At 75.0% G+C, this 25,438-nt stretch carries 23 protein-coding genes; 8 read left to right on the top strand and 15 right to left on the bottom strand.

All coding sequences use genetic code 11. From position 1 onward, the window contains the following. Positions 1 to 108: 108 nt before the first annotated feature. From ABD358_RS20205 to ABD358_RS20190, 4 genes are all read right to left on the bottom strand, one after another. Positions 109 to 864, bottom strand: coding sequence for a dienelactone hydrolase family protein (locus ABD358_RS20205; RefSeq protein ID WP_344632490.1), 756 nt, complete (start codon positions 862 to 864; stop codon positions 109 to 111). A gap of 67 nt (positions 865 to 931) precedes the next feature. Next, complete coding sequence (locus ABD358_RS20200; protein WP_344632489.1) at positions 932 to 1,438, bottom strand: SRPBCC family protein; 507 nt, start codon at positions 1,436 to 1,438, stop codon at positions 932 to 934. A gap of 260 nt (positions 1,439 to 1,698) precedes the next feature. Next, on the bottom strand, positions 1,699 to 2,961 hold the full coding sequence (locus ABD358_RS20195) for a methyltransferase domain-containing protein (protein WP_344632488.1): 1,263 nt from the start codon (positions 2,959 to 2,961) through the stop codon (positions 1,699 to 1,701). Between the two features lie 151 nt (positions 2,962 to 3,112). After that, entirely contained in the window at positions 3,113 to 3,961 is an 849-nt protein-coding gene (locus ABD358_RS20190) for an alpha/beta fold hydrolase (RefSeq protein ID WP_344632487.1), read from the bottom strand. Between the two features lie 123 nt (positions 3,962 to 4,084). On the opposite strand from ABD358_RS20190, the gene ABD358_RS20185 reads away from it, so the two are divergent. Further along, on the top strand, positions 4,085 to 4,576 hold the full coding sequence (locus ABD358_RS20185; protein WP_344632486.1) for a MarR family transcriptional regulator: 492 nt from the start codon (positions 4,085 to 4,087) through the stop codon (positions 4,574 to 4,576). 72 nt (positions 4,577 to 4,648) lie between these two features. On the opposite strand, the gene ABD358_RS20180 is transcribed toward ABD358_RS20185, so the two are convergent. The 4 genes from ABD358_RS20180 to ABD358_RS20165 all read right to left on the bottom strand — a co-directional run bounded on the left by ABD358_RS20180 (position 4,649) and on the right by ABD358_RS20165 (position 9,151). Then, entirely contained in the window at positions 4,649 to 5,092 is a 444-nt protein-coding gene (locus ABD358_RS20180; RefSeq protein ID WP_344632485.1) for an ATP-binding protein, read from the bottom strand. A 103-nt stretch (positions 5,093 to 5,195) separates the two neighbouring features. Continuing rightward, positions 5,196 to 6,878 (bottom strand): DEAD/DEAH box helicase, encoded by a 1,683-nt coding sequence (locus ABD358_RS20175; protein WP_344632484.1) that lies wholly within the window; start codon positions 6,876 to 6,878, stop codon positions 5,196 to 5,198. A gap of 87 nt (positions 6,879 to 6,965) precedes the next feature. Continuing rightward, a complete protein-coding gene (locus tag ABD358_RS20170; protein WP_344632483.1) occupies positions 6,966 to 7,364 on the bottom strand; it encodes an SAV_915 family protein in 399 nt (132 codons plus the stop codon). 275 nt (positions 7,365 to 7,639) lie between these two features. Then, positions 7,640 to 9,151, bottom strand: a complete 1,512-nt coding sequence (locus ABD358_RS20165) for an FAD-dependent oxidoreductase (RefSeq protein WP_344632482.1) — start codon at positions 9,149 to 9,151, stop codon at positions 7,640 to 7,642. Between the two features lie 224 nt (positions 9,152 to 9,375). Here ABD358_RS20165 and ABD358_RS20160 point away from each other — a divergent pair, with 224 nt between their 5' ends. The 4 genes from ABD358_RS20160 (at position 9,376) to ABD358_RS20145 (ending at position 14,759) form a co-directional block, all read left to right on the top strand. Then, entirely contained in the window at positions 9,376 to 11,502 is a 2,127-nt protein-coding gene (locus ABD358_RS20160; RefSeq protein ID WP_344632481.1) for a PBS lyase, read from the top strand. A 206-nt stretch (positions 11,503 to 11,708) separates the two neighbouring features. Beyond that, entirely contained in the window at positions 11,709 to 12,368 is a 660-nt protein-coding gene (locus tag ABD358_RS20155; protein WP_344632480.1) for an HAD family acid phosphatase, read from the top strand. Between the two features lie 196 nt (positions 12,369 to 12,564). Then, the gene (locus ABD358_RS20150) at positions 12,565 to 14,247 is read left to right on the top strand and encodes a PHP domain-containing protein (protein WP_344632479.1); all 1,683 of its coding nucleotides are present in this window, start codon (positions 12,565 to 12,567) and stop codon (positions 14,245 to 14,247) included. Further along, positions 14,244 to 14,759: a hypothetical protein gene (locus tag ABD358_RS20145; RefSeq protein ID WP_344632478.1), complete on the top strand. Its 516-nt coding sequence runs from the start codon at positions 14,244 to 14,246 to the stop codon at positions 14,757 to 14,759. The genes ABD358_RS20150 and ABD358_RS20145 overlap by 4 nt, the downstream gene beginning before the upstream one ends. A gap of 151 nt (positions 14,760 to 14,910) precedes the next feature. Here ABD358_RS20145 and ABD358_RS20140 read toward each other — a convergent pair whose 3' ends face one another. Beyond that, positions 14,911 to 15,984, bottom strand: a complete 1,074-nt coding sequence (locus ABD358_RS20140) for a ferric reductase-like transmembrane domain-containing protein (RefSeq protein ID WP_344632477.1) — start codon at positions 15,982 to 15,984, stop codon at positions 14,911 to 14,913. Between the two features lie 211 nt (positions 15,985 to 16,195). Between ABD358_RS20140 and ABD358_RS20135 the strand changes: the two genes are divergently transcribed. After that, positions 16,196 to 16,759 carry a snapalysin family zinc-dependent metalloprotease gene (locus tag ABD358_RS20135; RefSeq protein WP_344632476.1) on the top strand — a complete coding sequence of 188 codons (564 nt, stop codon included), beginning with the start codon at positions 16,196 to 16,198 and terminating at the stop codon, positions 16,757 to 16,759. Between the two features lie 747 nt (positions 16,760 to 17,506). Beyond that, positions 17,507 to 19,264 (top strand): cellulase family glycosylhydrolase, encoded by a 1,758-nt coding sequence (locus ABD358_RS20130; RefSeq protein WP_344632475.1) that lies wholly within the window; start codon positions 17,507 to 17,509, stop codon positions 19,262 to 19,264. A 90-nt stretch (positions 19,265 to 19,354) separates the two neighbouring features. Here the strand turns inward: ABD358_RS20130 and ABD358_RS20125 are convergent, their stop codons facing one another. From ABD358_RS20125 to ABD358_RS20105, 5 genes are all read right to left on the bottom strand, one after another. Then, entirely contained in the window at positions 19,355 to 19,975 is a 621-nt protein-coding gene (locus ABD358_RS20125) for an L-threonylcarbamoyladenylate synthase (protein ID WP_344632474.1), read from the bottom strand. A 32-nt stretch (positions 19,976 to 20,007) separates the two neighbouring features. After that, complete coding sequence (locus ABD358_RS20120) at positions 20,008 to 20,385, bottom strand: toxin Doc (RefSeq protein ID WP_344632473.1); 378 nt, start codon at positions 20,383 to 20,385, stop codon at positions 20,008 to 20,010. Further along, positions 20,385 to 20,624 (bottom strand): hypothetical protein, encoded by a 240-nt coding sequence (locus tag ABD358_RS20115; protein WP_344632472.1) that lies wholly within the window; start codon positions 20,622 to 20,624, stop codon positions 20,385 to 20,387. Before ABD358_RS20115 ends, ABD358_RS20120 begins: the two co-directional genes overlap by 1 nt. Before the next feature lie 66 nt (positions 20,625 to 20,690). Continuing rightward, positions 20,691 to 21,815, bottom strand: coding sequence for a glycerophosphodiester phosphodiesterase (locus tag ABD358_RS20110; protein WP_344632471.1), 1,125 nt, complete (start codon positions 21,813 to 21,815; stop codon positions 20,691 to 20,693). Between the two features lie 232 nt (positions 21,816 to 22,047). Next, positions 22,048 to 22,647, bottom strand: coding sequence for an HD domain-containing protein (locus ABD358_RS20105; protein ID WP_344632470.1), 600 nt, complete (start codon positions 22,645 to 22,647; stop codon positions 22,048 to 22,050). A 94-nt stretch (positions 22,648 to 22,741) separates the two neighbouring features. On the opposite strand from ABD358_RS20105, the gene ABD358_RS20100 reads away from it, so the two are divergent. Further along, positions 22,742 to 24,145: a B12-binding domain-containing radical SAM protein gene (locus ABD358_RS20100; protein WP_344632469.1), complete on the top strand. Its 1,404-nt coding sequence runs from the start codon at positions 22,742 to 22,744 to the stop codon at positions 24,143 to 24,145. Between the two features lie 392 nt (positions 24,146 to 24,537). Here ABD358_RS20100 and ABD358_RS20095 read toward each other — a convergent pair whose 3' ends face one another. Then, positions 24,538 to 25,356, bottom strand: coding sequence for a YceI family protein (locus ABD358_RS20095; RefSeq protein ID WP_344632468.1), 819 nt, complete (start codon positions 25,354 to 25,356; stop codon positions 24,538 to 24,540). Between the last annotated feature and the right edge of the window lie 82 nt (positions 25,357 to 25,438).

Here is a 25,438-nt window from a genome sequence, read left to right as displayed (position 1 = left end):
CGCCCCGTGTCCCCCGGGGCGCGCGGCCGCCCCCCGAGGACACGTCCCCAAGGCCCCGCGGGCACGGCGGATGCCGTGCCCGCGGGGCCTCCCGCTTCCCACGGCCGGTCAGAGGGCGCGGGAGAGGAGGTCCAGCAGCGCCCTCCAGTGACGGGCGTCCGCCTCGGCGTCGTACGCGGCGGTGTCGGCCTGGGTGAAGCCGTGCGATGCGCCGGCGTAGACCTCGGAGCGGTGACGGACCCCGGCGGCGGTGAGCGCCTCGTCGAGACGGGCGATCTGCCCGGCGGGCATCGAGGGGTCCCGGTCGGCGTGGCCGAAGTACAGCTCCGCGGTGATGCGGCCGGCGAGCAGATGCGGGCTGTCGGGGGAGTCGGTGGCCAGCCGCCCGCCGTGGAACCCGGCCGCGGCGGCGACCCGTGCGGGGTGGGTGCCGGCGGTGCGCAGCGCCAGCCCGGCCCCCATGCAGTAGCCGGTGATGCCCACCGGTCCGCCGGCGGCCGCGGGACAGGTCTCCAGCCAGCGCAGGTATGCGCCGGCGTCGCGCATCGCCGCCTCGGGCGTCAGCGACCGCATGATCGGCCCGAGGCGCCGGAAGAGCTCGGAGCGCCGGTCCGCGTCGATGAAGTCGGGCAGGTCGACCACCGGCGCCCGCCCGTGGCGGTGGAAGACGTTGGGAACCAGCACGGTGTAGCCGGCCGAGGCGAGGCGGTCGGCCATCTCCCTCAGACGGGGACGCAGCCCGAAGGCGTCCATGTAGAACAGGACCGCGGGGTGGGGCGCGCCGTCGTCGGGGCGGGCCAGGTGGGCGTCGGCGACGCCGTCCGGGACGGGGACGTCCACGGACGTTCCGCGCACGGTGGTCATGGGGGTATGTCCTCGTCTCCGGGCGGGCCGGACCCGGGTCCGCGCGGCGGGAGTCCCCGCCGCGCGGTCAGGCGCCGGTCCGGGCGGACAGCTCTTCGAAGTGGGCCCGCATCGCGGGGAAGTACGCGGCGAAGTCCGGTTCGGGCAGGCCGTCGCGCGCGGCCACCAGCCTGTCCAGGTAGTACTCCCAGCCGGGCCCGATCTCCCCGATGCCCTCCGCGGTGCCGAGGTGGTGCACCAGCCGGAGCTCCGTCGAGCCCCCGGCACCGGACAGCAGGAGCTCCACCCGCCAGGTCCCGGACTCGTCGGTCATCGACACGGCCAGCCGCCGCGGCGGCTGGCACGCCTCGATGCGCAGATCGGACCACGGGGCCCGGTCCTCGGCCGCCATCCGCACCCTGACCGTCCGCCCGGGCGCGGCGTCCCCCTCCCACGGCCCGAACCAGCGCGCCGTGCGGTCGGGTTCGGCGATGTCGGCCCACACGTCCTCGGCGGGCGCGGGGAACGTCCGGGTGAGGACGAGGTCGAAACCGGTGTCCGTGCGGAACAGCCGGCCGGTGGGTGAAGGCCCCATGCGCTGTACTCCGTTTCCCGGCCGGCCCGCCGCGGACGCGACGCCCGCGGCACGGCCGGCCGATCGTGAGGTGTCCGGCGGTGTGGCGCGGCCGGTGGTCCGCCCCGCCGGGGACCGCTCGTCCCGCGGTGCCGCCGTCCCGTCCGCCCGCGGAAGCGGAACCTACCGGCCGCGCGCCGGAAGCGGCGGCATTGTGCCCCGACAGGCGGAACCGGGACCCGCGCCGTCCCGCCCCGCCGCCGGGCACGGCCGCGGCGCGCTCACCGCGGCACCGTTCCGTCCTGGACGCCCGGACCGGGCAGCCGCCAGGACAGCGTGCCGCGGCCGTGCCCGGCGCTCGCCCACTGCTCCCCGCCCGGGCCGAACTCGAGCCGGTAGGCGCCGGGCTCCCCGGCGGCCCGCCACCGGGCGGCGGTGTCCTGGATCTCGTCCCAGATGTCCCGGGGCCCGGAGGCCGTGACGGTCCATACGCCCTCTCCGCCGGGGCGGACGGTCAGCCAGGAACCGCACTCGGGCGCGCCGACGACCAGGTGCTCCGCACCGAAGTGCCGTACGAGACCGGGGTGAAGATGGTCCAGAGCCAGCCACATGCCCCGCGCGGCGTCCGGCGGGGGCGCCAGACGGCTGTGCGACGTGCTGCCGTTCCCGGCGGCGATCCGCTCCCGGAAGGCCGGGGAGAGGGAGAGGTGGTCCAGCCCGTGGCCGGCGCGGTGCCCGAACTCCACCGCCCGCAGCTCGGCTTCCGGAAGTCCGTCCGGCGTCCTGGTGACCACGGCCAGGCCCGGCCACGACGGCGAGCGCGTGGAGACGGTGGCCAGCGCCAGACCGCCGGGCGCGAGCTGCTCCACCCACGCCGCGGGCACGCGGGGAACGGCGAAGGAGACGAGGATCCGGTCGTACGGCGCGGCACCGGCCCAGCCCGCCTCGCCGTCCCCGGTCACCACGGTGGGAGCGCAGCCCAGCGCGGACAGGCGCGCCTTTGCGGCCGCGGTGATGTGCGGGTCCCGGTCGACGGTGACCACCCGCGCGTCGCCGCAGACCAGGCACGCCATCGCGGCGGTGAGCCCGGAGCCGGTGCCGATGTCCAGCACCCGCTGCCCCGGCCGCAGGTCCAACCGGTGCAGCAGCCCGGCCGTCATGCCCATCACGCTGGACATCGAGGTGATCGAGCCTCCGCGCCGGGATCCGCGCACCCGGCCCAGGATCGGTTCCCCGTCGTGCTGGATGGGGACGCTTCCTCCGCCGTACAGCACGTCGAGCAGTTCCCGCCGGTCCTCGGCCGCCGACCAGTCCAGCAGGTCCCAGCGGGGCGGAGTCTCGTCCGGCGCGCTGCGCCGCACGTACGCCTGGGGCATCAGCACCTCCCGGGGCAGCGCCAGCAGGGCGTCGCGCAGCGGCCCGGGACGGAGATCGCCGGCGGCCTCCAGGCGGGCGACCATCGCCGCCCGGGCGGCGGCGGTCTCCTCCGCGGCCACCATGTCCGGGGAGCCGGTGACGGGTACGGGCAGGGCGTGGTCGGACACGGGCGACCTCCGGGTCGGACGGACGGGCGGGCGCTCCGGACAACGCCCCCGGCGGTGCCTCCGTAACGGGTGGCGGGGAGCGGGCGGTGAACGCGTGCCCCCCGCGGCCCGGGACGGTGGGGCGCCGGGGCGCCGACCGGCCCGCGGCGGGTCACTGCCGCAGGAAGGCGGCGATGCGGTCGTCGGTGCCGGGCGGGGACGCCGTCGGCAGGGTGTGGTGTGTCGCGTCGGGGAGGATCTCGGTCCGTATGGCGGGGACCTGCCGGGCCGCGGCGGCCGCCGCGCGGACGTCGTGGGCGCGTGACCGCCCGGCGAGCAGCAGCAGGGTCGGTGTTCGGAGGGCGCGCAGTTCCGCGGGGCCGGGCCGGGGGCCGGTGACGGGTCTGGCGGCGGGCAGGCCGGCCCCGTGGGCCTGCAGCGCGAGCCAGGAGTCGTCCAGCGGTGCGCCGCCGGTCTCCCAGCGCAGGAAGGAGCGGCTGCGGGCCGGGGTGGGCCGCAGCAGCAGGGGAAGGGCGCGCAGCAGGTAACGGGGGCTGAACGGGACGAACGTGTTCGTCGGGTCGAGCAGGACGAGGCGGCGCACCCGCCGGGGGGAGCGGAGGGCGTAGTGCAGGCTGATCCATCCTCCGTAGGAATGGCCGCACAGCGCGGTGTCGTCGATGTCCAGGGCGTCGAGGACGGCGTCCAGCCACGCCATGAGATCGGCGACGGTGCGGACCGGCGGAGCCCCGCCGGGGGAGGCGCCGCGGCCCGGGGCTCCGGCGAGGTCGACGGCGTGCACGCGGTGGGTGCGGCCCAGCACGGACGCGGTGGCGAACCAGGCGGTGGAGGTGGCGCTGCCGCCGCCGGGCAGGAGGACGACGGGCGGGGCGTGGCGGGGGCCGCAGCCGTTGACACGGGTCGGCCCGTAGGGCGTGGGGACGGTGGTGTGGTCGGTGTCGGCGGGCCAGCGGGAGGCCAGCACGGCGTCGTACGCCGCGTGGAAGGCCTGCATCGTCATGGGTGTCCTCGCGGGAAGCGGACGGCGGGCGACGGAATAAGCTCGCTGAACGACAATCTCGTTCGGCGAGATATTATTCGGATGTCGGGCGCGGTGAAACCCCGGGAGCGTGGAGGTGCGCGGATGCGCGAGGAAGCGGAGGAGACAGCCGAGCTGGAGATCTTCCACCTGCTGCGGGCCGTCACCGTCGCCTACGGGCTCAGGCAGGGCGAGTTCGCGGCCCGCAACGGCATGCACCCCACCGATGTGCGGGCGCTGATCTGCCTGCTCGACGCGGAGCGCGCCGGCACACCCGCGACGGCGGGATGGCTCGGCGCGCAGCTGGGCCTCAACTCCGCCGGCACCACGGCCCTCATCGACCGCCTCGAACACGGCGGCCACATCGCACGCGTCCGCGACGCCCGTGACCGGCGCCGCGTCCTGCTCACCGTCGGGGACGGCGCCAAGCGGCTCGGCTGGGCGCACTTCGGACCGCTGATCGACGGAACGGTGGAACTGCTGAGGACGTTCGGCCCCGAGGAGCAGGAGGCGGTGCGGCGCTTCCTGACGGGAGTGAACGCCCTGCTGGCGGACACGGCCGCCGGACCGGACGACACCGCGGAGCACCCCGCGTGAACCCGGCCGCCGGCCCGCCGCACCGGACGCCCGCCGCCGCGCCCGGGTCCGCCCCGGCCGCCCCCTGTGCGCTCAGCCGGTCCCTTCCCCGGACCCGCCGTCGGAACCGGTGCCGCCGGGCGGGCGGAAGCAGGCGATGACGGTCTTCCCGTCGGTGCAGGGATGGGCCTCCCACTCGTCGGCCAGCGCGTCGACCAGGAACATGCCGCGCCCGGAGGTGCGCTCGGTGCTGGGGGAGCGGGGCGCGGGAAGGCTGGTGGAGGAGTCGTGCACGCACACGTGGAGGCACCGGTTGTCCCACACCAGCACCAGCTGAGCGCTGCTGCGCGCGTGTTTCTGAGCGTTGGTCACCAACTCCGACACGGTCAGCAGCACCGCGTCCACCGTCTCCGGAGCCGTGGCCGTCCAGCCGAGCGAGTCCAGGTGCTCGCGCGCCCACTGCCGCGCCGCTCTGACCTCGCTGGCGGCGGGTATCGACCGCGCCCACCCCACCGCCCGCATCGATGACTCGGACACAGGAGAACCCCCTTCGCCAGGACGTCGTCCCGCGTGTACCCCGGCGAGCGGGTCCGATGACCCCCGCGCCCCCGCGCCCCCGGCGGACGCCCCGGGAGCGTGCCTACCGCGGGGCCCCGCGCTCCCTGCGGACGGTGGGCTTCCGGCCCTTGATGGTGGCGCTCCGCAGCGCGCGGACGACCTCGTCGGCGGCCGCTTCGGGGACCTCCACCAGGGAGAACCGGTCGGCGATCTCGATGCTGCCGATGTCCCGGCCTTCGAGACGGGACTCCCCGACCACGGCGCCGAACAGGTCCTGGGGGCGGATGCCGGCGGCGCGGCCGGCCCCGATGAACAGACGCGTCATCCCCCGCCCCGGGACCCGCCCGGCACGGGGCCTCTCGCGCCGGGCGTCGCGGTCGCCGCCCCCGCGCCTCTCCGGCCGGAACGGGACGTGGGGGATCTCCTCCTCCTCCGACCCGTCCGCCCCGGTGGCCTCGTGGGCGAGTTTGACCGCGGCCAGGGCCACCTCCATGACGTCGAACTCCTCGGTGAGGGGCTCGACGACCGCGCGGAAGGACTCGTGGCCGTCCTCCAGCAGCGCCTCCCGCAGGGCGGCCCGGGTGAGTTCCATCCGGCGCGCCCTGAGGTCGGCCACGGTCGGCAGCGCCTGCACGCCGATGGTCCGCCGGGTGGCGCGCTCGATCGTCTTGAGCATGCGGTGCTCACGGGGCTCGGCGAGGGTGATCGCGACCCCCTCGCGCCCGGCCCGGCCGACGCGGCCCACACGGTGCACATAGGCCTCGGGCGCGCTGGGGAGGTCGTAGTTCACCACGTGGCTGAGGTGCTCGATGTCCAGTCCGCGCGCGGCGACGTCGGTGGCCACCAGCAGGTCGGCCGTCCCGGTGCGCAGCCGGCCCATCACACGGTCGCGCTGCTCCTGGCTCATGCCGCCGTGCAGGGGCTCGGCCCGGTAGCCGCGGGAGCCGAGGGCCTCGGCGAGCTGGTCGACCTGGTCGCGGGTGCGGCAGAACACCAGCGCCGCGGTGGGCGCCTCCATGTCCAGGACCCGCCCCAGCGCCGCGGGCTTGTGGGCGCGGGGGACGACGTAGGCGGTCTGCCGCACCAGCGGCGCCTCGTCCGCGGCCGGAGCCGGCCGCTCGATGCGGATCCGGACCGGATCCTGGAGGTGGCGGCCGGCCATCTTCTCGATCCGCGGCGGCATCGTCGCGGAGAACAGCACCGTCTGCCGGTCCTCGGGGGTGTCGTCCAGGATCGCCTCGATGTCCTCGGCGAACCCCATGTCCAGCATCTCGTCCGCCTCGTCCAGCACCACGGTGCGCAGGCGGTCCAGGCGCAGACTGCCGCGGCCGATGTGGTCCAGCGCGCGCCCGGGAGTGGCGACGACGACGTCGACGCCCCGGCTCAGCGCCCGCAGCTGGTGGGACACCGACTGCCCGCCGTAGACGGGCAGGACCCGGGTGCCCAGTTCCCGGCCGTAGCGGTGGATCGCCTCCGAGGTCTGGACGGCCAGCTCGCGGGTGGGGACGAGCACCAGCCCGGCCGGCGGCGCCCCCCGGCCGTCGGGCGGTGTGCGCTCCAGCAGGGGGAGGGCGAAGGCCGCGGTCTTGCCCGTGCCGGTCGCGGCCTGGCCGAGCAGGTCGTGGCCCTCCAGCAGGGGAGGGATGGCCTCCCGCTGGATCGGTGTGGGCTCCTCGTATCCCAGGCCGGACAGCGCGTGCAGCAGCTCGGCCCGCAGCCGCAGCTCCGCGAAGCCGGCCGGTTCGCCGGACGTCTGGGAGATCATGTTCGGACTCCTCCGGTGGGCCCGGGGCCGAAGCCCCCGGCGAGGGCACCGCCCTCGTGGTTCCGGGGGTTCCCCGCGGGCCCGGACCTACTCCGGGCCGGTGCGCCACTCCGCGCGGCCGTGTGCCGCGTACCGCCCCCTCCGCCCCGTGCGGCCGCGCCCGCGGGAACCCGCGGGGAGCTCACGGGAGGGACGCCGCCGGGCGGGTTCGGCGGCCCACGGGTCGATGGTGATGGAGGTGCATCCCAGCGGCGCGGTGAGGGAGCGCAGCGCGGACGCCGAGAGCCTGACCCAGCGGTGCTCCCGGCCGAGGGCGGCGGCCAGCCGCGCGGGAGTGGTGAAGGCGACGGCGGTACGGTGCCCGCCGGGGGCGCGGAAGAGACGGGCCACACAGCCGCGGGGACCGGGCCGGACGGGCACGTACAGCGGTCCGGCCGGTATTCGCCCGCCGGGCTCGGGACCTCCGTCGCGGAGGGCGTCTGCCATGGGGTTCTCCGGCAAGGGGGCGGGTCCCCGGGTGCGGGGAGGGGGTCCGGGGCGTGGACGTCGGCGCCGGGCCCGGGGACCGTCGTTCCCCGGCGCTCCGCACCGTGGCGGCGCCGGCACCGTGCGTGCGGCGGACGCCGCCGGGGGACCGGAGGGCATCCCGCGCGGGGCGCACGGAGGCCGCCGCCGGCGGGCCCTCCCGGCCTCTTCCAGAACAGTAGGGCAAGGGCGGTCTCCATGCCTCCCGGGGACGGTGCGCGGGGCCGGCGGGCCGCTCACGCGGCGGTGCGGCCCCGCCGGGCGAAGCGGGGGGCGCGCTCGGGCAGGACGCCGACGCCGATGAGGCGGGCGGGCACGGCGGAGAGCCCGGGCAGGCGCCTCAGGAGGGCCGGCAGGGCCTTGGGCGGGGCGGCGCTCCGGCCCTGCAGGACGGGACCGATCAGCCTGCGGTGCAGCAGGCGCTGCAGGGCCTGGGTGACGGCGGTGGGCAGCAGGCGGCGCCGCCGGACGGCGTCCAGGTCCCGGCCGGTGACGCGGCCCCGGCGCAGGGGAGCGGCCAGCAGGCGGGCGGCCGCGACGGCGTCCTGGACGGCCAGGTTGATGCCCACCCCGCCCACCGGCGACATGGCGTGCGCGGCGTCGCCGATGCACAGCAGCCCGTCGGTGTGCCAGCGGCGCAGCCGGTCGAGCCGCACGTCCAGGTGCTTGACGTCGTCCATGGAGGCGAGGGCGCCGACGGCGCCGGACAGCTCGGGCATCAGCTCGGCGACGTCGCGGCGCAGCGCCTCGATCCCCCGCCGGCGCAGGCGGGCGTCGGCGCCCTTGGGGCCGAGGTAGGCGATCTGCAGGTATCCCTCGCGGGGGATCGCCGCGAACGCCCTGCCGCGTCCGAAACGGGGGAGCAGGGCGGGCTCGACGGGACCGGCGGTGGGGATCCTGAACCACCACACGTCGAGGTTCACCGGGTACTCGCGGGGCACGAGGCCGGCCTGTTCGCGGACGGTCGACCGGCGTCCGTCGCAGGCCACGGTCAGGTCGGCGCGGAGCTCGCCGGGCCCGTCGGGGCCCCGGTAGCGCACACCGGCGACCCTGCCGGAGTCGTACAGCAGCCCCGTGACCTCGTGGCGCATGCGCAGGGTGAAGGCCGGCTCGGCCCGCCCGGCCTCGGCGAGCAGGTTCAGCAGGTCCCACTGCGGCACCATCGCGACGTACGGGTGGGGCTGGCCGCGGAGGCGGCCGAAGTCGGCCAGGGTCACCGACCGCCCGTCGCCCAGGGGGAAGGAGATGCGGCGGATCCTGCTGTGGGGCAGGGCGGCGAACCTCTCGTACAGCCCCAGCTCGTCCAGCAGCCGCATCGTGGACGGGTGCACGGTGTCGCCGCGGAAGTCCCGCAGGAAGTCGGCGTGCTTCTCCAGCACGGTGACCTCCACCCCGGCCCGGGCCAGCAGCAGGCCCAGCACCATCCCGGCCGGGCCGCCGCCGATGACCGCGCATGTCGTCTTCTCGCTCACCGGCGACTCCTCGTGATCGTGGGGACGGAGGGTGTGCTCCGGGACCGGCGGCGGACCCGGGCGGGAACCCGCTCCCGCCCGGCGCGCGACAGGGTCTCCCCGGGGACGGACGCCGGCCCGGCAGGTGTGAGGTTCCCCTTTCGCGGGTGCCGATGCGGGAAGGAGGGAGGCGTCGTCGTGCGGCGGGCCGGCCCCACGCCCCCGGGGACCGCCGCACGCGGTGCTCCGCGCCGGTCCGTCCCCCGGCGGCCTCGCCGTCGTGGGCTGCGACGGCATCGACGACGCCGTCCCCCGCGGGCGTACCGCTCACCCCCGGCGGCGCTCCTCCCAGGTGCGGCCGACCCGCCGGACCGCCCGGACCTGTGCCTGCGCGTCCCGCCGCGCGCCCGGCGTCCGGGGCGCGGCGGGGAGTCTGTCAGAGGTGTGCGGCAGTCTTCGCTCGTCCGGGCCGGCCGGAGGTTCCGGGGGCCTTGCATGTGCCGGAAGGGGTGCGGGACGGGGTGGGTGATGTGCTGAAGGGCCTCGACGAGGTCGACTGGGCGTCGATGGTGCACGCGTACGGGGACGCGTCGGATGTGCCCCGGCTGCTCAGGGGGCTGGCCTCGGAGGACGCGGCGGAGCGCGAGATCGCCCTCGACGGGATGTACGGCGCGGTGCACCACCAGGGGGACGTCTACGACTCCACGGTGGCGTGCGTCCCGTTCCTGTTCGAACTGGTCCGCACGGAGGGCCTGCCGGGCCGGGCGGACCTCGTGGAGCTGCTGTGCGGCATCGACGGCGACGGCCGCGACCTGGACGAACTGGAGGCGCTGGACGAGTACGGGGAGGAGCACGAGAAGTGGATCGCCTGGTACGCGAGCGCGGAGAGGGAGGTCAGGGCGCGCGGCGGTCTGCTGCTGGACCTGGTGGACGATCCGGACCCGGCGCTGCGCGCTGCGCTGCCGCGGGCCCTCGTGCAGTTGCACGGCGAACCGGGGGAAGTGCTGCGCCTGCTGAGGCACCGGCTGGCCGTGGAGCGGGACGGCGCCGTGCTGCGGTCCCTGGTCGCCGCCCTGGGCGAGCTGGGCAGACGGCACGAGCAGTGCGCGGACGAGGCGTGCGACGCCCTGGAGGCGCTGACCGGCGGTCGCGGGTGCGCGGAGCCGGACGGGACCGGCGTACGGCTGGCGGCGCTCGTGCAGCTCGCCCGGTGCGCGCCCCACAGGCTTCCGGAGGGGACGGTCGGCATCGCGGTGGACGAGATGCGGACGGCACGCGGCACCCCGCCCCGCGAGGAACGACCCGCCGAGGCCCCGCCGCGGACGCCGACGATGATCGCGTACCTGCGCGCCCTGGAGAGCGCCCATCGTCCCCCGGCCCGGTCGCGGTGGGCGACCGAGCTGCTGGAGGACCTGCACCGGGCGCTGGACGACCGGATCGCCGGGCGCTTCGCCCTCCTGGAGGACCAGCTGCGCAGCCCCGACCGGGAGCAGCGCAGGGCCGCGATCGACATGGCCGGGCTGCTGCTGACCGGATGGCGGGGACCGCACGAGACGCCGGTGAGGCTGCTGGGCGAGCGGTTGCACGAGGCGGACCCCGGCCTGAGACACATGGCCGCCGCCGAGCTGATATGGCTCCATCCCATCGGCGGCCCGGCGGTGGGGGACCTGGCGGAGCGGGTGGCGTCCGGCCCCGGCTTCCCGCCCCAGTCGCGGTGGACGGAGACCAGTTGGGGCGCGGCGGTGTGCGCGCTCGCGGCGCAGGGCGACGCGCGGGCCGTACCGGCGCTGCGCGAGACGCTGCGTCACGGCCGCGTACCGGAGGAACTCCCGGAGTGGGTCGGACGGCTGGGCCCCGCCTCCGCGCCCCTGGTGCCGGTGCTGTGCCGGCGGCTGGACGCCGGCGACCCGTGGGAACACCCGTGGACCTGGGAACGCCTGGCCGGTGCGGCGGCCGCCACGGGCGCGCTGGAGTGCCTCCCCCCGCTGCTGCGGGTCCTGCGCGGCGCCGGGGAGCGGGGGCCGCGCCTGCTGGGACCCGCCCTGGACGCGGTCGCGGCCCTGGGGCCGGAGGCGGCGGCCGAAGCGCTGTCCGCCGTACCGCTGATCCGCCGGCTGGTGGACGACGCGCCGTCCGCCGGCCGGTACGGGGCCGTCGCCGTCGTGGCCGCGGCCGAGGGGGCGACCCCCGGGGTGCTCGCCGCGCTGGCGGACGGTCTGGCATCGGACCGGTGGCTGCCGCGCCACGAGGCCCTGTCGGTCGCGGCCCGCCTGGGACGTGCGGCCGCCGGGGTGCTGCCCCGGATCAGGGAGCTCGCGGCGTCCCGGGAAGCGGCCGGCGGATGGGCCGGGGGTCCGCTCCTCACGGCGCTGTGGCGCGTCGGCGGCGACGCGGAGGAGACACTGCGGTGCGCGGCGCGCGTGTGGGAGGGGGACGTCACCAACCGTCCGGACGTGGCGGCCGTCCTCGCCGTCCTCGGACGAGCCGGCGCCGAGACCTGGGAACCGCTGCTCCGTGCGGAACTGGCAAGCCCGCGGCGGCACGGGAACACCGGGGGAGGCGGCCGGATGCGCTGCCGGGTGGACACCGACGAGCGGCTGCTGCGCGACTGCCGGCGGGCGCTGCGGAACTACGCCGCCGGCCGGTGACCGCCGGGCCACCGCGCCGCTGCGCCTGCTGCGCCCGCGGTGCCGCACGCGCCCGAGCCGATCCGACAACCACCGTCCACTGCCGGGTCATCCACGCGTCGCGCCCATGCCACGCACCGCCGCGATCATGACCGTGACATGACCAAGAACGCGGCGGGGCGCGGTGCGGCGGCCCGCCGCGGCGACCTCTACAGGAGGAGACCGGCATGGCAGGACGCGGTGTGCGGTACCGGATCGGCTCGGCGGCGGCCGCCCTGGCCCTGGGGCTGACGGTGGCGGGAGCCGGCTCCGCGGTGGCGGCGCCCGCCGCGGGCTCCGCGGCTCCGGCGGTCCGGGCCCGGACCGCCCCGGCGGCGGCGCAGGCCGCCGACATCGACCACGCCGCCTGGCAGCGCGAGGTGCGGGCCGTCATCGACCAGGCGATGCCGTACGTGCGGCAGCGCACCGAGGGCGCGGCGGGACAGAGACTCGCCGTCGTCTTCGACGTCGACAACACCGCCCTGGAGACGGACTTCCACCCCTGGTACCAGTACCCCACCCCGGCCGTGGCGCCCTCGCTCGAACTCGCCCGCTACGCCGCGAGCCGGGGCGTGGCCGTCTTCTTCGTCACCGCGCGGCCGGGCATCATCGGCAGTCTGACGCAGTCCAACCTCAAGGCCGTCGGCTACCCCGTCACCGGCCTGTACGTCCGGGACCTGCCGGACCTCTTCAACGAGGTCAGCGCCTACAAGACCGGCAAGCGCGCCGAGATCGAGGCCAAGGGCTACACGATCATCGCCAACATCGGCAACCGGGACTCCGACCTGGTCGGCGGGCACGCCGAGCGCACGTTCAAGCTCCCCGACTACGACGGCCGCCTGTCCTGACCCGCCGCCCGCGCCCGGCCGGAGCGGTGCCACCGCTCCGGCCGGGCGCATCCGCCGCGGGAGCGCCGGAGGGGCGGGGCGAGTCGCCGTGACAGGGCCTCAGGATGATCATCTTCCGGTTGTTCGGCGTTCACGTTCCGGGGCGAGTCTCCCCCTCACGCGACCGCAGCGGCGGCACCGGACTCAGGAGAACGACATGGGGCACGGCCACCACCACCATCACCACGGCCACGAGGGCGCCGGGCTGCCCGCCGCCTTCGACACCTCCGTACCCGACGAGGCCCTGACCCCCGACCAGCAGTCGCGCCGCTCCATGCTGCGGCGCGCGGGACTGCTCGGCGCGGGGCTGGCGGCGGGGAACGTCCTCGCGCAGGGGGCCACGGCCTTCGCGCGCACCCCCGAAGCCCCCCGGGGGAAGGGCTTCCTCTGGCTCGCCGGCGACCACCACATCCACACCCAGTACAGCAACGACGGCAAGTACCGGGTCGCCGACCAGGTCCGCCAGGGAGCCCGGCACGGCCTCGACTGGATGGTCATCACCGACCACGGCAACGAGACCCACGCCAGGATCGGCGTCGAGAAGGTCAACCCGGACATCCGGGAGGCCCGGGCCGCCTACAAGGACACCCTCGTCTTCCAGGGCCTGGAGTGGAACATCCCGGCCGCCGAGCACGGCACCGTCTTCGTCCACCCCGGCAGGAACGAGGTCGCCGTCCTCAAGCAGTTCGAGACGTCGTACGACGGCGGAGTGCGGAAGGCCACGGACAGCACACCCGCCAACGAGGCCCTCGCCATCGCGGGCCTGAACTTCCTCGCCGAGCAGGTCCGCCGCCGCAAGGTCGAGGACGCCCTGATGCTCGCCAACCACCCCGCCCGCAAGGGCATCGACTCGCCCCACGAGATCCGCAACTGGCGCGACGCGACCACCGGCACGGGCCGCCGCATCGCCGTCGGCATGGAGGGCGCGCCCGGCCACCAGGCCGCCGGGATCGAGAAGTCCACCGGCATGGGCCGCGCCCGCGGCCTCTACGACGGCAGCCCGGGCGCCAACTCCTTCCCCGGGTACCCGCTGGAGAGCTACCGCACCTGGGGCGGCTTCGACTGGATGACCGCCACCGTCGGCGGCCTGTGGGACAGCCTCCTCGCCGAGGGCAAGCCGTGGTGGATCACCGCCAACTCCGACTCGCACCACGTCTACGCGGACACGGCGGTACGCGGCGGCCCGGACGGTGACTACCTCGCCAACGGCAGGCACACCGACCCCGTGTACGGCGGCGGGATCGACCTCACCGAGGGCGACTACTGGCCCGGCCAGTACAGCCGCACCCACGTGGGCGCCGCCGGATTCTCCTACGCCGCCGTCATGGACGGCATCCGCGCCGGACGCGTCTGGGTCGACCACGGCCAACTCGTCGGCGGCCTCGACGTGCGCCTCTCCGGCGGCGGCCGCTGGGCCACGCTCGGCGGCACGCTCCACGTCAGGCGGGGGACGAAGGTGACGCTGACGGTCGACGTCGCACTCGCGGGAGAGCCCAACTGGGCGGGGTTCGTGCCGCGGCTGGCACGCGTGGACGTCATCCAGGGGGACGTGACGGGAGAGGTCTCGGACAGGGACGCCTTCACCGCCCCGGGCACCAGGGTCGCCGCGTCGTACGAGGTCGGCAGGTCCGCCGGCACCGTCCGCATCACCCACGAACTCGGCGCGGTGGACTGCCCGCTGTACGTCCGCCTGCGCGGCACGGACGGGAACCGCTCCGCCACGGGCCTGATGGGCGCGGCCGTGGACCCGGCGGGTCCCGCCATCGACGTCGTCGGCGACGCGGACCCGTGGCGCGACCTGTGGTTCTACTCCAACCCCGTGTGGGTCCTGCCCTCATGAGCCCCGAGTACGCGATCGGGGCCGGCACACCGGTGACGACGCTGAGCGAGGCCGACCGCCTGCTTTGGGAACTGGCGGCCGGACTCGCCCTCCCCGAGGACGTGTTCGGCTGCACCCACCTGGTCCACGGCGAACGGCCGCACATCGCGCTGTCCTTCGCGGCGGACTCGGAGGCGGCGCTGCGCGCCGTCCGGGAGCGGCTCACGGCCGAGGGGTACGAGGTCCGTCCCGGAGCCCCGGACGCGGCGGGCCGCGCGGTCCTGTACCCCGGCGCCCGGGAGCTCACCGGCACGCTGACGGTCGCGGACCTCCTGTCGCGCTCCGCGATCGACCGCGTCACCGTGCTCGGCGCCCCCGGTGCGCCGCCGCCGCACCAGCGGATCTCGACGCGCGGTCACGTACGGCCGCAGTGGCGCGACGGCGAACTCGTCCTGGCCGCGATGCCCGCCGCGGGCGGCACACTGGTCCCCTTCGAGGTCCCGGACCCGACGCCGTGCTGCGCCGACCACTGAGCCGCCCATGAGCCCGCCGCCGGCCTCCGGACGGACATGTCCGCACCCCTGCCCGGAAGGCCGGCGGCGGGCCCGCGTCCGCGGCCCTCGGCCGTCTGACGACGTCGTTCCGCAGGGCCGGCATGGTACGGCAACCCGTCAGACGGAGCCCTTAATCCAACGGCGGTCCGCCACGCCGGGAACCGGCCCGGTCCGTCACGGTCCGCCGGGCGGGCCGCAGCCGGTGGGCGACGACCGCGACGGCGACGAGCAGCACGGCCAGCCCCGCCCACACCTGCCCCTGACCGACGTTCAGCCCGGCGCCGGTGACGCCGGGGGTGCGGCCCCCGTCCCGGCCGGTGGCGACGACCACGAGCAGGACGACGACGGTGGCCGCGGCGGCGACCCGGCCGATCAGACGCGCCGCCGACAGCGGGCCGGGGCTCCGGGCGGCATCACGCGGGCCCAGGCGTCCGCCGGGGCGCGCGGGAGCCAGGAGGCGGACCAGGAGCAGGACCGCGACCGGCAGCTGGAGCAGCCACACCAGGGTGCGGAAGGCGCTGTCGTACCAGACGTTCGTGCCGTACAGCAGGGTGTGCCACACGCTCAGGACGTAGACCACGATCACGAAGCGGTGCAGGGCCCGCCACATCCGCGGACCGGTGGTCCGGCGCAGGTAGTAGAGGAGGCCGAGCGGGATCGCGAGGTAGAGGGCGAGGAGGCCGATCAGGATGGCGATCCGGCCCGTCCCGGAGGAGTAGAAGCCGGGGACGAAGACCTCGGCGAAGGAGGTGGCCAGCCGTCCGGGCCAGGACAGCCCGTCCTCGTTGCCGCGCACCAGTTCGGCGAAGAACATGGCGGCGTGCGCGGTCATGAGCCCGATCGTGGTCAGGCCGGTGGTGCGGTGCCACCGTTCGATCCGTGCCGCCGGCACCCCGACCCGTCCCGGACGGGCGCCGGATCTGACCAGGCCGAGCATGATGGTGATCCACGCCCACAGCAGCCCCGACCAGCCGAACGCCTGGCACAGCCAGTACATCCAGTACCGGTCGGCGTCGGCCAGGTCCGGCATCACCTGGAGCGTCATGGACTCTCCGGAGGAGACGCGCGCGTACAGCCACGCGAAGATCCCCGCGGTGACCGCCAGTGCCGCGGTGGCGTCGGGTAACGCCGCGCGCAGGTCCGCCCGCAGCGCGGAGCGGTCGAACCGCCGGCGGCGCTCCGCCGGGGTGGTGGTTTCCGGCATCGGGACACCGCTTTCCTGTGAGTGGGGGTGGGAAGGGTCCTCCGATCGGGCGTCCAGAGGGTAACCGGAGTCCGCGGTCCCCGGAAGACCCGCACGAGGTGGTGGGGACCGGCGGCCGCGCCGGTTGACGGATTGCCGGCCGGTCCCGGTGGGCAGAGAACCCGGAGTGTGTCATGCTCACGCCTACCTTCCCCCCACAAGGAGGTCGACCATGCACGTCCGCACGCTCGTACGCGGTCTCGCCGCCACTCTCGCGGTGGCCTTCGCCCTGGCCGGCGGCCAAGCCGCCGCCGTCCCCTCCACGACCGCGGACGGCGCTCTCGCGCCGCGCGTACTCACCTACGACGCGAGCGGGGCCGCGGAGTTCAAGACCGCGGTCAACCGGGGCGCGGCGATCTGGAACGAGAGCGTCGACGGCGTCGAGCTGAGGCCGGTCGCGGCCGGGCAGCGCGCCAACATACGGATCCTGGCCGACAACGGCTGGCCCCGCGCCCTCCCCGGCGCGCTGGGCAACGGAACCGTCTACATCGGCCGGCAGGCCGTCAACCAGGGCTACGACACGGTCCGGATCTCCTCGCACGAACTCGGCCACATCCTGGGCCTGCCGGACCGCAAGCCCGGCCCCTGCTCCAGCCTGATGTCCGGTTCCACCGCCGGGACCTCCTGCAAGAACCCGTACCCGAACGCGGCGGAGAAGGCGGAGGTCGAGGAGAACTTCGGCGGTGCGCTCGTCCTGCCGACGGGGGCGCCGCGCAACGCGGTCATCGTGGACTGACGCACGCACGACGCACGGAGGCGGGGGGCGCCCGGTCCGCTCACGCGGCGGGCGCCCCCCGCCTCCGTCCCCCGGAGAACCCGCCGCCCCGCGTCGGGTTCTCCGGGAGACGGCGGCGCGGAATTCCCCGTGCGGACGGCCACGGCCGAAAGGACGGATGCCGGACGCCCCCGGCGTTCCGAAGGGGGAAAGGTTTTCCGGACGGACCGGGCGGGCCCGGGCCGGGGCGATTAGCGGTTCCGGCCGTGGCGGAACGGCGGAAGCCGCTGCCGTCCGAGGACGGGGAAATCCGAAATCCTCCCGGAACGAAATACCCCCCGGGCGGGCAAGGCCTCGCCGGCTCCGGCCTCCGGGCGCTTCCGCACCCGCACACGCCGCACCCCGCTCCGGAACCGGACGGCGAATCCGAGGCCCGGAGCCCGCGGCGGCGGCCGTGGGCGGCGGAACACGGCCGGCGGCCGGCAACCGCGGCGAACCGAACTCGGCGGCTCGGCCGTCGAATTCCGTTCGACAATTCGCCGGGAGCCGGACGCACCGCGGTCGAAACCGCAGTCGAACGTCTCGGTTTCCCCCCTGAAGTCCTTATCGGCAGGCGACGGGGTTTACCGGTTTTGCGTCAACGCCCTTGCGCCGTCGGTGCGCCAATGCCAACATCGCGGCGAAGCAGCGCTCGGACACGCGGCCCCGGCCTGCCGCGGACGCGCTCGCCCATTCCCCCCACCGCAGTACGCAACCACGAGGAGCGCCATGCCCGGTTTACGCGACACCACGAGAACGACGCGAGGGTGGGTCCGTCCGCTGGCGAGCGGCATCGTCGCACTGCTCGCCGGACTGGGCGTGCTGGCCGCCGGCGGCACCGGAGCGGCGGCCGGCACCACCGCACCGCCCACCGCGCACGGCCGGCAGGCCACGGGCGGCGCGATGGAGCAGGTCGCCGCGATGCAGCCCGGATGGAACCTCGGCAACTCCCTCGACGCCACCGGCAGCGACGAGACCTCGTGGGGCAACCCGCGCATCACCGAGGAACTGCTCGACAAGGTCAGGGCGCAGGGGTTCAAGAGCATCCGCATTCCCGTGACCTGGGGCCAGCACCAGGGCCCGGCGCCGGACCACACCATCGACGCGGCCTACCTGAACCGGGTCAGGGAAGTGGTCGGCTGGGCGCTGGCGGACGGCTTCCACGTCATGATCAACGTCCACCACGACTCCTGGCAGTGGATCGCGAACATGCCGGCCGACCGCACCGGCGTGCTCTCCCGCTACAACGCCACCTGGAAGCAACTGGCCGCCGCGTTCCGGAACCACTCGTCCAGGCTGGTCTTCGAGAGCGTCAACGAGCCGCAGTTCACCGGCGGTTCCGGTGACGCGCACAACGCGGAACTGCTGAACGAGCTCAACACCTCCTTCCACCGCATCGTGCGCGGCTCGGGCGGCAACAACGCGACCCGCCTGCTCGTCCTGCCGACCCTCCACACCTCGGCCGACCAGGCACGGCTGGACGAGCTGACCGCCACCTTCGACGCCCTCGACGACCCCAACCTCGCCGCGACGGTGCACTACTACGGCTACTGGCCGTTCAGCGTGAACGTCGCGGGCGGAACGCGCTTCGACGCCACCGCCCAGAAGGACCTCACCGACGCCTTCGACCGCGTCCACAACACCTTCGTGGCCAAGGGCGTCCCGGTGATCCTCGGCGAGTACGGGCTGCTGGGCTTCGACCGGCACACCGGCACCGTCCAGCAGGGCGAGAAGCTGAAGTTCTTCGAGTTCCTCGGCCACTACGCCCGCACCAAGAAGATCACCACCATGCTCTGGGACAACGGCCAGCACTTCCACCGCACCGGTTTCCGGTGGAACGACCCGGAGCTGTTCGCGCAGATCAAGTCCAGCTGGACGACCCGCTCGGGCACGGCCTCGACCGACCAGGTGTTCAGCGCCCGCTCGGCGGCCGTCACCGACAAGACGATCACCCTGAACCTCAACGGCACCTCGTTCGCCGGACTGCGCCACGGCTCCACCGACCTGGTGCGCGGCAGGGACTACACCCTCCAGGGCGAACGGCTCACCATCACCGCCTCCGCGCTCACCCGGCTGAGCGGGTCGCGGGCCTACGGCACCAACGCGGTGCTGTACGCACGGTTCTCGCGCGGTGTCCCGTGGCGGATCGACCTGGTCACCCACGACACGCCGATCCTGCGGAACGCCACCGGCACGACGGGCTCCTTCGCCGTCCCCACCGACTTCCGCGGTGACAGGCTCGCCACGATGGAGGCGAAGTACGCCGACGGAACGAACGCGGGACCGCACTCCTGGACGTCCTACAAGGAGTTCGACCGCGCCTTCGCACCCGACTACAGCGCGGGTGTCACCAGGCTGACGTCCGACTTCTTCGCCGAGGTCAGGGACGGCGCCCGGGTGACGCTGACCTTCCACTACTGGAGCGGGGCGACGGTGACCTACCACGTCACCAAGTCGGGGACGTCGGTCACCGGCACCACGGCCTGACCGGCGCCCCGGCGTCCGGCGGGCGGACCCGTTCCGGTCCGCCCGCCGGACGCGGTCCCCGGAAGCGGCCGGAGCGCGGCGCCGGCGCGGCTACTCGAACCGCGAGGTGTCGCCCGCTCCCCGGCGTACGATCTCGACGTCGCCGCCGGAGAAGTCGACGACCGTGGTCGGCTCCGTACCGCAGTCGCCCGAGTCCACCACGGCGTCCACCACGTGGTCGAGCCGCTCCTTGATCTCCCAGCCCTGCGTCATCGGCTCGTCCTCGCCGGGGAGGAGCAGCGTGCTGGAGAGCAGCGGCTCGCCGAGTTCGTCGAGCAGGGCCTGGGTGACGACGTGGTCGGGGATCCGGACCCCGACCGTCTTCTTCTTCGGATGCATCAGCTGGCGCGGCACCTCCTTCGTCGCGGGGAGGATGAAGGTGTAGCTTCCGGGCGTCGCCGCCTTGACCGCGCGGAACACGTCGTTGTCGAGGCGCACGAACCGGCTCAGCTGCGCGAAGTTCCGGCACACGAGGGTGAAGTGGTGACGGTCGTCGAGGTTCCGGATCGACCGGATCCGGGCCATGCCGTCACGGTTGCCCACCTGGCAGCCCAGGGCGAAACACGAGTCCGTCGGGTACGCGACGAGAGCGCCGGAGCGAATGCTGTCGACCACGCTGCCGATGGTGCGCGGCTGGGGATTGTCGGGGTGCACGTCGAAGTACTTCGCCATCCGCCGACTCTACGCGATCGGCCCCGGCCGGATCAGATGCGCCAGGCGCGGATGCGCTCGGCGACCTGGTAGACCCCGGCCCCGCGGTCCCGGATGTCGCGGACCAGATCCACCAGCGCCCCGTACGGGGGGTCTATGCCCTCGCCGCAGGCGTGCATGTAGGCGGCGGTGACCTGGCAGGCGTACAGGCTGTTGCGGTACGGCAGCGGCTCCAGGCGCACCAGGGTGTGCAGCAGGGAGGCGGCCCGCCAGGCCGGATCGGGGTCGGCGGCGTCCGGGTGGGGGATGCGGGTCCTGTGGCGGGCGACGGCGGCGACCAGCGCGGAGTAGTCGGCCACCGACAGGTCCTCGGGCACGGCCTCCTCCTGGACGTCCAGCAGCCAGGAGACGTCGATGTACAGCGGGGCCATCAGGCGGCTTCGGCTCCCCTGGGGCGGCGGGCGGGCGGCACTTCGTCGGGGAACGCCTCGTCGAACTCCTTGCGGTGGTCGTCGCCCCAGGCCAGCGCGTAGCCGACGAACTGCAGGCGCTGCTTCTCGCGCAGCGGCAGGTCGTGCACGTACTGCTTGAGCGACTTGCCCTCGGCGGCCGCGGCGGCGCGGACCGCCTCCAGCTCTTCCTCGGTGAAGGTGATGTTCAACGACGGCATGCCCCGAATGGTACCTAGTAGGTACCTGATCGGCCAGGCGTGCGGAACCCCCGCCGGCAGCCCGCGTCAGGGCCTGCCGGGGGCCCGGTAGGCCCTGGGCAGCCTCATGCCGCGCTCGGCCATCACGGCGCGGAGCCGGTCGGGGTAGTCGGTGATGATGCCGTCGACCCCGTCGTCGATCAGTTTGCGCATGGTCGCCGGATCGTTGACCGTCCACGGGATCACCCGCATGCCGGCGGCGTGCGCCCTGGCCACCATCGCCCGGGTCACGTACGGCCGGTAGTCCGGGTCGCCCACCGCGCCGCCCTGGGGGTCCCCGTGGACGGGCGAGACGGCGTCCGCGCCGAAGGAGTCGGCGGCGGCGATCAGGTCGCCGCCGAAGTCGTCGATGTCGAGACCGCCCAGCCACGGCGACCTGCCGGGCATGCCCGCCTGGAGGAACTGCTGCCCGTTGGTGAGGGCGACGATCGGCAGCCGCGGTTCGACCTGCCGCATGCGCATCAGCGCGCCCCAGTCGAAGCTCTGGACGGTGACCCGGTCCAGCTTGCGGGCCCTGCGCACCTCGCGCGCCACCACCTGGACGAACCGCTCCCGCGGGGCGGTCTCGTGCGGCGCGGCGGCCTCGACCTTGGTCTCGACGTTCAGCGTCACCTTGTGCGCCCTGTACCGGTCCACGAGGGCGAAGACCTCCGACAGCAGCGGCATCCGCGCCCCCGGACTGGGGCGCTGGCCCGGATACTGCGGAAGAGTCAGGGAGCCGCAGTCCAGCGTCCGCACCTGTGCGAGGGTGAGGTCGACGACGTAGTCGCCCACGTAGGGGTACTGCGGATCCCCCTCCCGGACCGGCCCGGTGTCGCGGCACTTGGCGGCGGAGACCCGCCGGTCGTGGGTCACGACCGCCTGGCCGTCCCTGGTGATCTGCACGTCCAGCTCCAGTGTGCCGACACCGGTCTCGAGCGCGTTCGCGAAGGAGGCGAGCGTGCTCTCCACGACGAGCCCGAGACCGCCGCGGTGGGCCTGGAGGTCGAAGCGGTGGTGCCCGCGGCCGTGCCCGCCGCCGGCGGAGTGCGCCGGAGCGGCGGAGGCGGGGGAGGGGGCGGCCGACGCCAGGCAGACGGCGGCGAGTACGGCCGCCGGCAGCCCGTACCGGCGGGAACGTCCGGAACGCCCGGACAGGAGACGGCGCACCATGATCCACCTTCCGTGAGGGGCCCGACGGCCCGTGTACGACCCCGTGCACGACGAAGCGTGCGGCGGCGCGGCGGACCGGGGGGAACGCCCGGGCGACCTGCCGGTGGCGCGCCGGCGACGGTCGTGTGCCGCCGTGACGGCCCGCCGCCCGGTGAGACTGCCCCGCCGGTACGCGGCCGACGCCTCCGTCCGGGGACCGGCGCGGACCGCGCGCCGCCCGGCGCGGGGGACGTCAGCGGCGCCCGGCGGGCACGCCCCTGCGGTGGGCGTGGCCGTACTCGGCGACGAGCGGTTCGAGGTCGGGCTCGCCGAACTCCGCCACCAGACCGGCGAACGCCGCGGCCTTCTCCTGCCCGAAGCGCGCCACGTCGGCGCTGTAGGCGGCGGCGTCGAGGAACGTCGGCGGGCTGGTCTTGGAGTGGAACTTGTCCGCGTACATCACCAGCCGCTCCTCGGGGGTCTCCGCGAGGTAGTCGCCGGGCGGCAGCGGCAGCCCCTGGGAGCGGATGTCGTCGCGGGTCAGGCCGACGCCGGTGTGGCGGGAGGCGAAACGGCACACCGCCTCGGGCAGGCCCTCGGCACGCAGCAGCCCGTACCCCAGGACGCCGTGCCGGATGTAGGGGCCGGAGCCGACGAGGTGGACGCCGATGTCGTGCAGCAGCGCCCCGGTCTCCACCAGCCGGGTGTCCACGGGCAGTCCGGCCCGGCCCGCGAGCCGCAGGGCGATCCGGGACACGATCTCGCAGTGGGTGCGCACCAGTTCCAGGGACTCCGGGGTGGGCGCGTACTTCTCGTGGAGCGCTCGCGCCTCGTCGACGGTGGGGAGGGTCATCCCCGCAGTGTGCACCACGCCGGCCCCGGCGCCGGGACCGGCCGGATACGGGCCCGGCGGAACTGCCGCCGGGCCCGGGGGAGTCTGAGCGGTCATGCGTGTGATGATGATCCTCCCGGCCCTGACGGAGGCGACCAGCCCGCTGTTCCGGCCGATCAAGTACTCGCTCTTCCCGCCCCTGGGACTGGCCACCCTCGCCGGCCACCTGGACCCGGACGACGAGGTGCTGCTGTACGACGAGCACGTGGAGCGCATCGACATCGAGTCGCTGCCGACCCCCGACCTGCTGGTCGTCCAGCCGTACATCACCTCCGCACGGCGCGGCTACGAGATAGCCGACCACTTCCGGGCCCGCGGCGCCCACGTGGCCATGGGCGGGCTGCACGTGACATCGCTGCCGGACGAGGCCGCGGCGCACGCCGACACGGTCTTCACCGGCCCCGGCGAGGACACCTGGCCGCTGTTCCTGAAGGACTTCCGGGACGGCGTGCCGGCGCGGCGCTACGACTCCCGGCAGCGGACGCTGACCGGGCTGCCGCCGGTGCGGCGGGACCTGATCAAGCGCCACCTCTACCTGGTGCCCAACTCGATCGTGGTGTCGCGCGGCTGCCCCCACCACTGCGACTTCTGCTACAAGGACGCCTTCTTCGAGGGCGGGAAGTCGTTCTACACCCAGGCGGTCGACGACGCCCTGGCGGAGATCGAGCGGCTGCCCGGCAGGCACCTGTACTTCCTCGACGACCACCTGCTGGGCAACCGGCGCTTCGCCGAGGCGCTGTTCGACGGGATGGCCGGAATGGGACGGCTCTGGCAGGCGGCGGGCACGGTGAAGTCGGTCCTGGAACCGGGCCTGGTCGAACGCGCCGCGGACGCGGGACTGCGCAGCCTGTTCGTGGGGTTCGAGACGGTCAACGGCGCCAACCTCGCCGAGCGCCGCAAGGACCAGAACATCGGCCGGGACTACGCGGCCGCGGTCAGGCGCCTCCACGACGCCGGTGTGATGGTGAACGCGAGCTTCGTCTTCGGGCTGGACCACGACGGCCCGGACGTCTTCGACCGGACGGTGGAGTGGGCCGTCGAGCAGGGCATCGAGACGGCCACCTTCCACATCATGACGCCGTACCCGTCGACCGGGCTGTGGCGGCAGCTGGAGGCCGAGGGCAGGATCCTCCACCGAGACTGGGACCTGTACGACACCCGGCACGTGGTCTACCGGCCCAAGGGGATGACCGCCCGCCAGCTGGAGGACGGGTACTGGCGCGCCTACCGGGACTTCTACCGCTGGCCCAACATCTGGCGGGGATCGGCGTCCCAGCCGGGACGGCGGGAGCGGCTCCGCCACCTGGCCTACGCGGGCGGCTGGAAGAAGTTCGAACCCGTCTGGGACGCGCTGATCCGCACCCGGCGCGTGGTGAGGGCGATGCCGCTGCTGGAGCGGACGCTGGCGGCGTTCGGGGGCAGGCGCCCGTACGAGGGCGGCGACCGCGCCCCGGCCTGACCCGGGAAGGCCGGTCCGCCGGCCGCGGGACGGTCCCGGGGCCGCCGCCGTGCGCCGCCGGGGGGCCAGGGCGCCGGCGACGCCAGGGCCGGCACCACGGGCACGATGCCCGACTTCGCCGGCAGGGGGTGAAGGCCGCCCGCCGGGCCCTGCCCTCCGACACGTCCCCCCTGGTGGAGGACGCCACCGGCCGGGACCGGATCGTGTTCGTGGAGTCCAACCGGAAGGTCTGCGGCCAGGAGCCACGCCGGGGGAGCGAGGCCCGACGGGCGGCCGGTGACGCTCGGGGCCGTCAAGGCCGAGGAGACCTGCCCGCAGCCGGACGGGGCGGGACCGCGGGCCGTGGGCGGACGGCGGCGGCCTCCGGGGGCATCCCGCCGTCCCCGCGGCGGCTACGCCTGCGGCGGGAGCTCCCCCCGCACCGCCTGGATGTCCAGCTCCACCCGCAGCGTCGTGCCGATGGCCGCGATGCCCGCCTGCACCACCTGGTTGTAGTTCATCGCGAAGTCCTCGCGCCGCAGCTCCGCTGTCGCCCGGAAGGCCGCCCGCACCCCGCCCCAGGGGTCGGGGCTGGTGCCCAGGTAGTTCAGGTCCAGGTCGACCGGGCGCACGACACCGCGCATGCCCAGCGCGCCGTGGACCGTCCAGCGGTCCGGGCCGGCGGGGCTCAGCCCGGTCGAGCGGTAGGTGATCTCCGGATACCGCTCGACGTCCAGGAAGTCCGCGGACCGCAGGTGCCTGTCCCGCATGCCGTTGCCCGTGTCGATCGAGGCCGCGCGGATGACCGCGGCCACACCGGACCTCCCGGTGTCCTCGGCGACCTCGACGCGCCCGGCGAAGTCGGTGAACCGCCCGTGCACGCTGGAGATGCCCAGGTGCTGGGCGACCGCTCCGACCGAGGAGTGCGCGGGGTCCATGGTCCAGGTGCCGGGGGGCGGCAGCTCGGCGCCGCCCCGGCGGGCGAGGACCACGGTGCCGACCTCGGTGCGGCCCCTGGCCGTGACGAGCGCGGTGGACGCGGTCGGCGCGTAGCCGAGCGCGGTGACGATGACCGTGTACGGGCCGGGCGCCAGGGGCGTCGCGTCGCGCACCACCCCGTCCTGGTCCGCGCCGGCCCGCACCACCTGCGCGCCGGTCATGTCGGTCACCGTGACGACCGCGTGCGGTACGGCCCAGCCGTCCCGCGTGCGGATCCGTGCGTTGAGTCCCATCCCGTTCCCCATCTTTCCTCGCGCCCCGGGGGCGCGGCCGTTCATGCGCCGGGCCGCCCCGGCCCGGTGCGCCGGACCGGCG

Origin of the sequence: Streptomyces glaucosporus (assembly GCF_039533345.1) — a bacterium.
GTDB classification, from domain to species: Bacteria; Actinomycetota; Actinomycetes; order Streptomycetales; family Streptomycetaceae; genus Streptomyces; species Streptomyces glaucosporus.
The sequence above is the reverse complement of the archived record's forward strand: the minus strand, read 5'-3'. Positions and strand labels throughout refer to the sequence as shown.

What these genes read in the sequence shown, in the direction of transcription:
- ABD358_RS20205 (WP_344632490.1), bottom strand. Translation starts at nt 864, where the DNA reads ATGACCACCGTGCGCGGAACGTCCGTGGACGTCCCCGTCCCGGACGGC.
- ABD358_RS20200 (WP_344632489.1), bottom strand. Translation starts at nt 1,438, where the DNA reads ATGGGGCCTTCACCCACCGGCCGGCTGTTCCGCACGGACACCGGTTTC.
- ABD358_RS20190 (WP_344632487.1), bottom strand. Translation starts at nt 3,961, where the DNA reads ATGACGATGCAGGCCTTCCACGCGGCGTACGACGCCGTGCTGGCCTCC.
- ABD358_RS20185 (WP_344632486.1), top strand. Translation starts at nt 4,085, where the DNA reads ATGCGCGAGGAAGCGGAGGAGACAGCCGAGCTGGAGATCTTCCACCTG.
- ABD358_RS20175 (WP_344632484.1), bottom strand. Translation starts at nt 6,878, where the DNA reads ATGATCTCCCAGACGTCCGGCGAACCGGCCGGCTTCGCGGAGCTGCGG.
- ABD358_RS20170 (WP_344632483.1), bottom strand. Translation starts at nt 7,364, where the DNA reads ATGGCAGACGCCCTCCGCGACGGAGGTCCCGAGCCCGGCGGGCGAATA.
- ABD358_RS20165 (WP_344632482.1), bottom strand. Translation starts at nt 9,151, where the DNA reads ATGCCGTCGCAGCCCACGACGGCGAGGCCGCCGGGGGACGGACCGGCG.
- ABD358_RS20155 (WP_344632480.1), top strand. Translation starts at nt 11,709, where the DNA reads ATGGCAGGACGCGGTGTGCGGTACCGGATCGGCTCGGCGGCGGCCGCC.
- ABD358_RS20150 (WP_344632479.1), top strand. Translation starts at nt 12,565, where the DNA reads ATGGGGCACGGCCACCACCACCATCACCACGGCCACGAGGGCGCCGGG.
- ABD358_RS20145 (WP_344632478.1), top strand. Translation starts at nt 14,244, where the DNA reads ATGAGCCCCGAGTACGCGATCGGGGCCGGCACACCGGTGACGACGCTG.
- ABD358_RS20140 (WP_344632477.1), bottom strand. Translation starts at nt 15,984, where the DNA reads ATGCCGGAAACCACCACCCCGGCGGAGCGCCGCCGGCGGTTCGACCGC.
- ABD358_RS20135 (WP_344632476.1), top strand. Translation starts at nt 16,196, where the DNA reads ATGCACGTCCGCACGCTCGTACGCGGTCTCGCCGCCACTCTCGCGGTG.
- ABD358_RS20130 (WP_344632475.1), top strand. Translation starts at nt 17,507, where the DNA reads ATGCCCGGTTTACGCGACACCACGAGAACGACGCGAGGGTGGGTCCGT.
- ABD358_RS20125 (WP_344632474.1), bottom strand. Translation starts at nt 19,975, where the DNA reads ATGGCGAAGTACTTCGACGTGCACCCCGACAATCCCCAGCCGCGCACC.
- ABD358_RS20120 (WP_344632473.1), bottom strand. Translation starts at nt 20,385, where the DNA reads ATGGCCCCGCTGTACATCGACGTCTCCTGGCTGCTGGACGTCCAGGAG.
- ABD358_RS20115 (WP_344632472.1), bottom strand. Translation starts at nt 20,624, where the DNA reads ATGCCGTCGTTGAACATCACCTTCACCGAGGAAGAGCTGGAGGCGGTC.
- ABD358_RS20110 (WP_344632471.1), bottom strand. Translation starts at nt 21,815, where the DNA reads ATGGTGCGCCGTCTCCTGTCCGGGCGTTCCGGACGTTCCCGCCGGTAC.
- ABD358_RS20105 (WP_344632470.1), bottom strand. Translation starts at nt 22,647, where the DNA reads ATGACCCTCCCCACCGTCGACGAGGCGCGAGCGCTCCACGAGAAGTAC.
- ABD358_RS20100 (WP_344632469.1), top strand. Translation starts at nt 22,742, where the DNA reads ATGCGTGTGATGATGATCCTCCCGGCCCTGACGGAGGCGACCAGCCCG.
- ABD358_RS20095 (WP_344632468.1), bottom strand. Translation starts at nt 25,356, where the DNA reads ATGGGACTCAACGCACGGATCCGCACGCGGGACGGCTGGGCCGTACCG.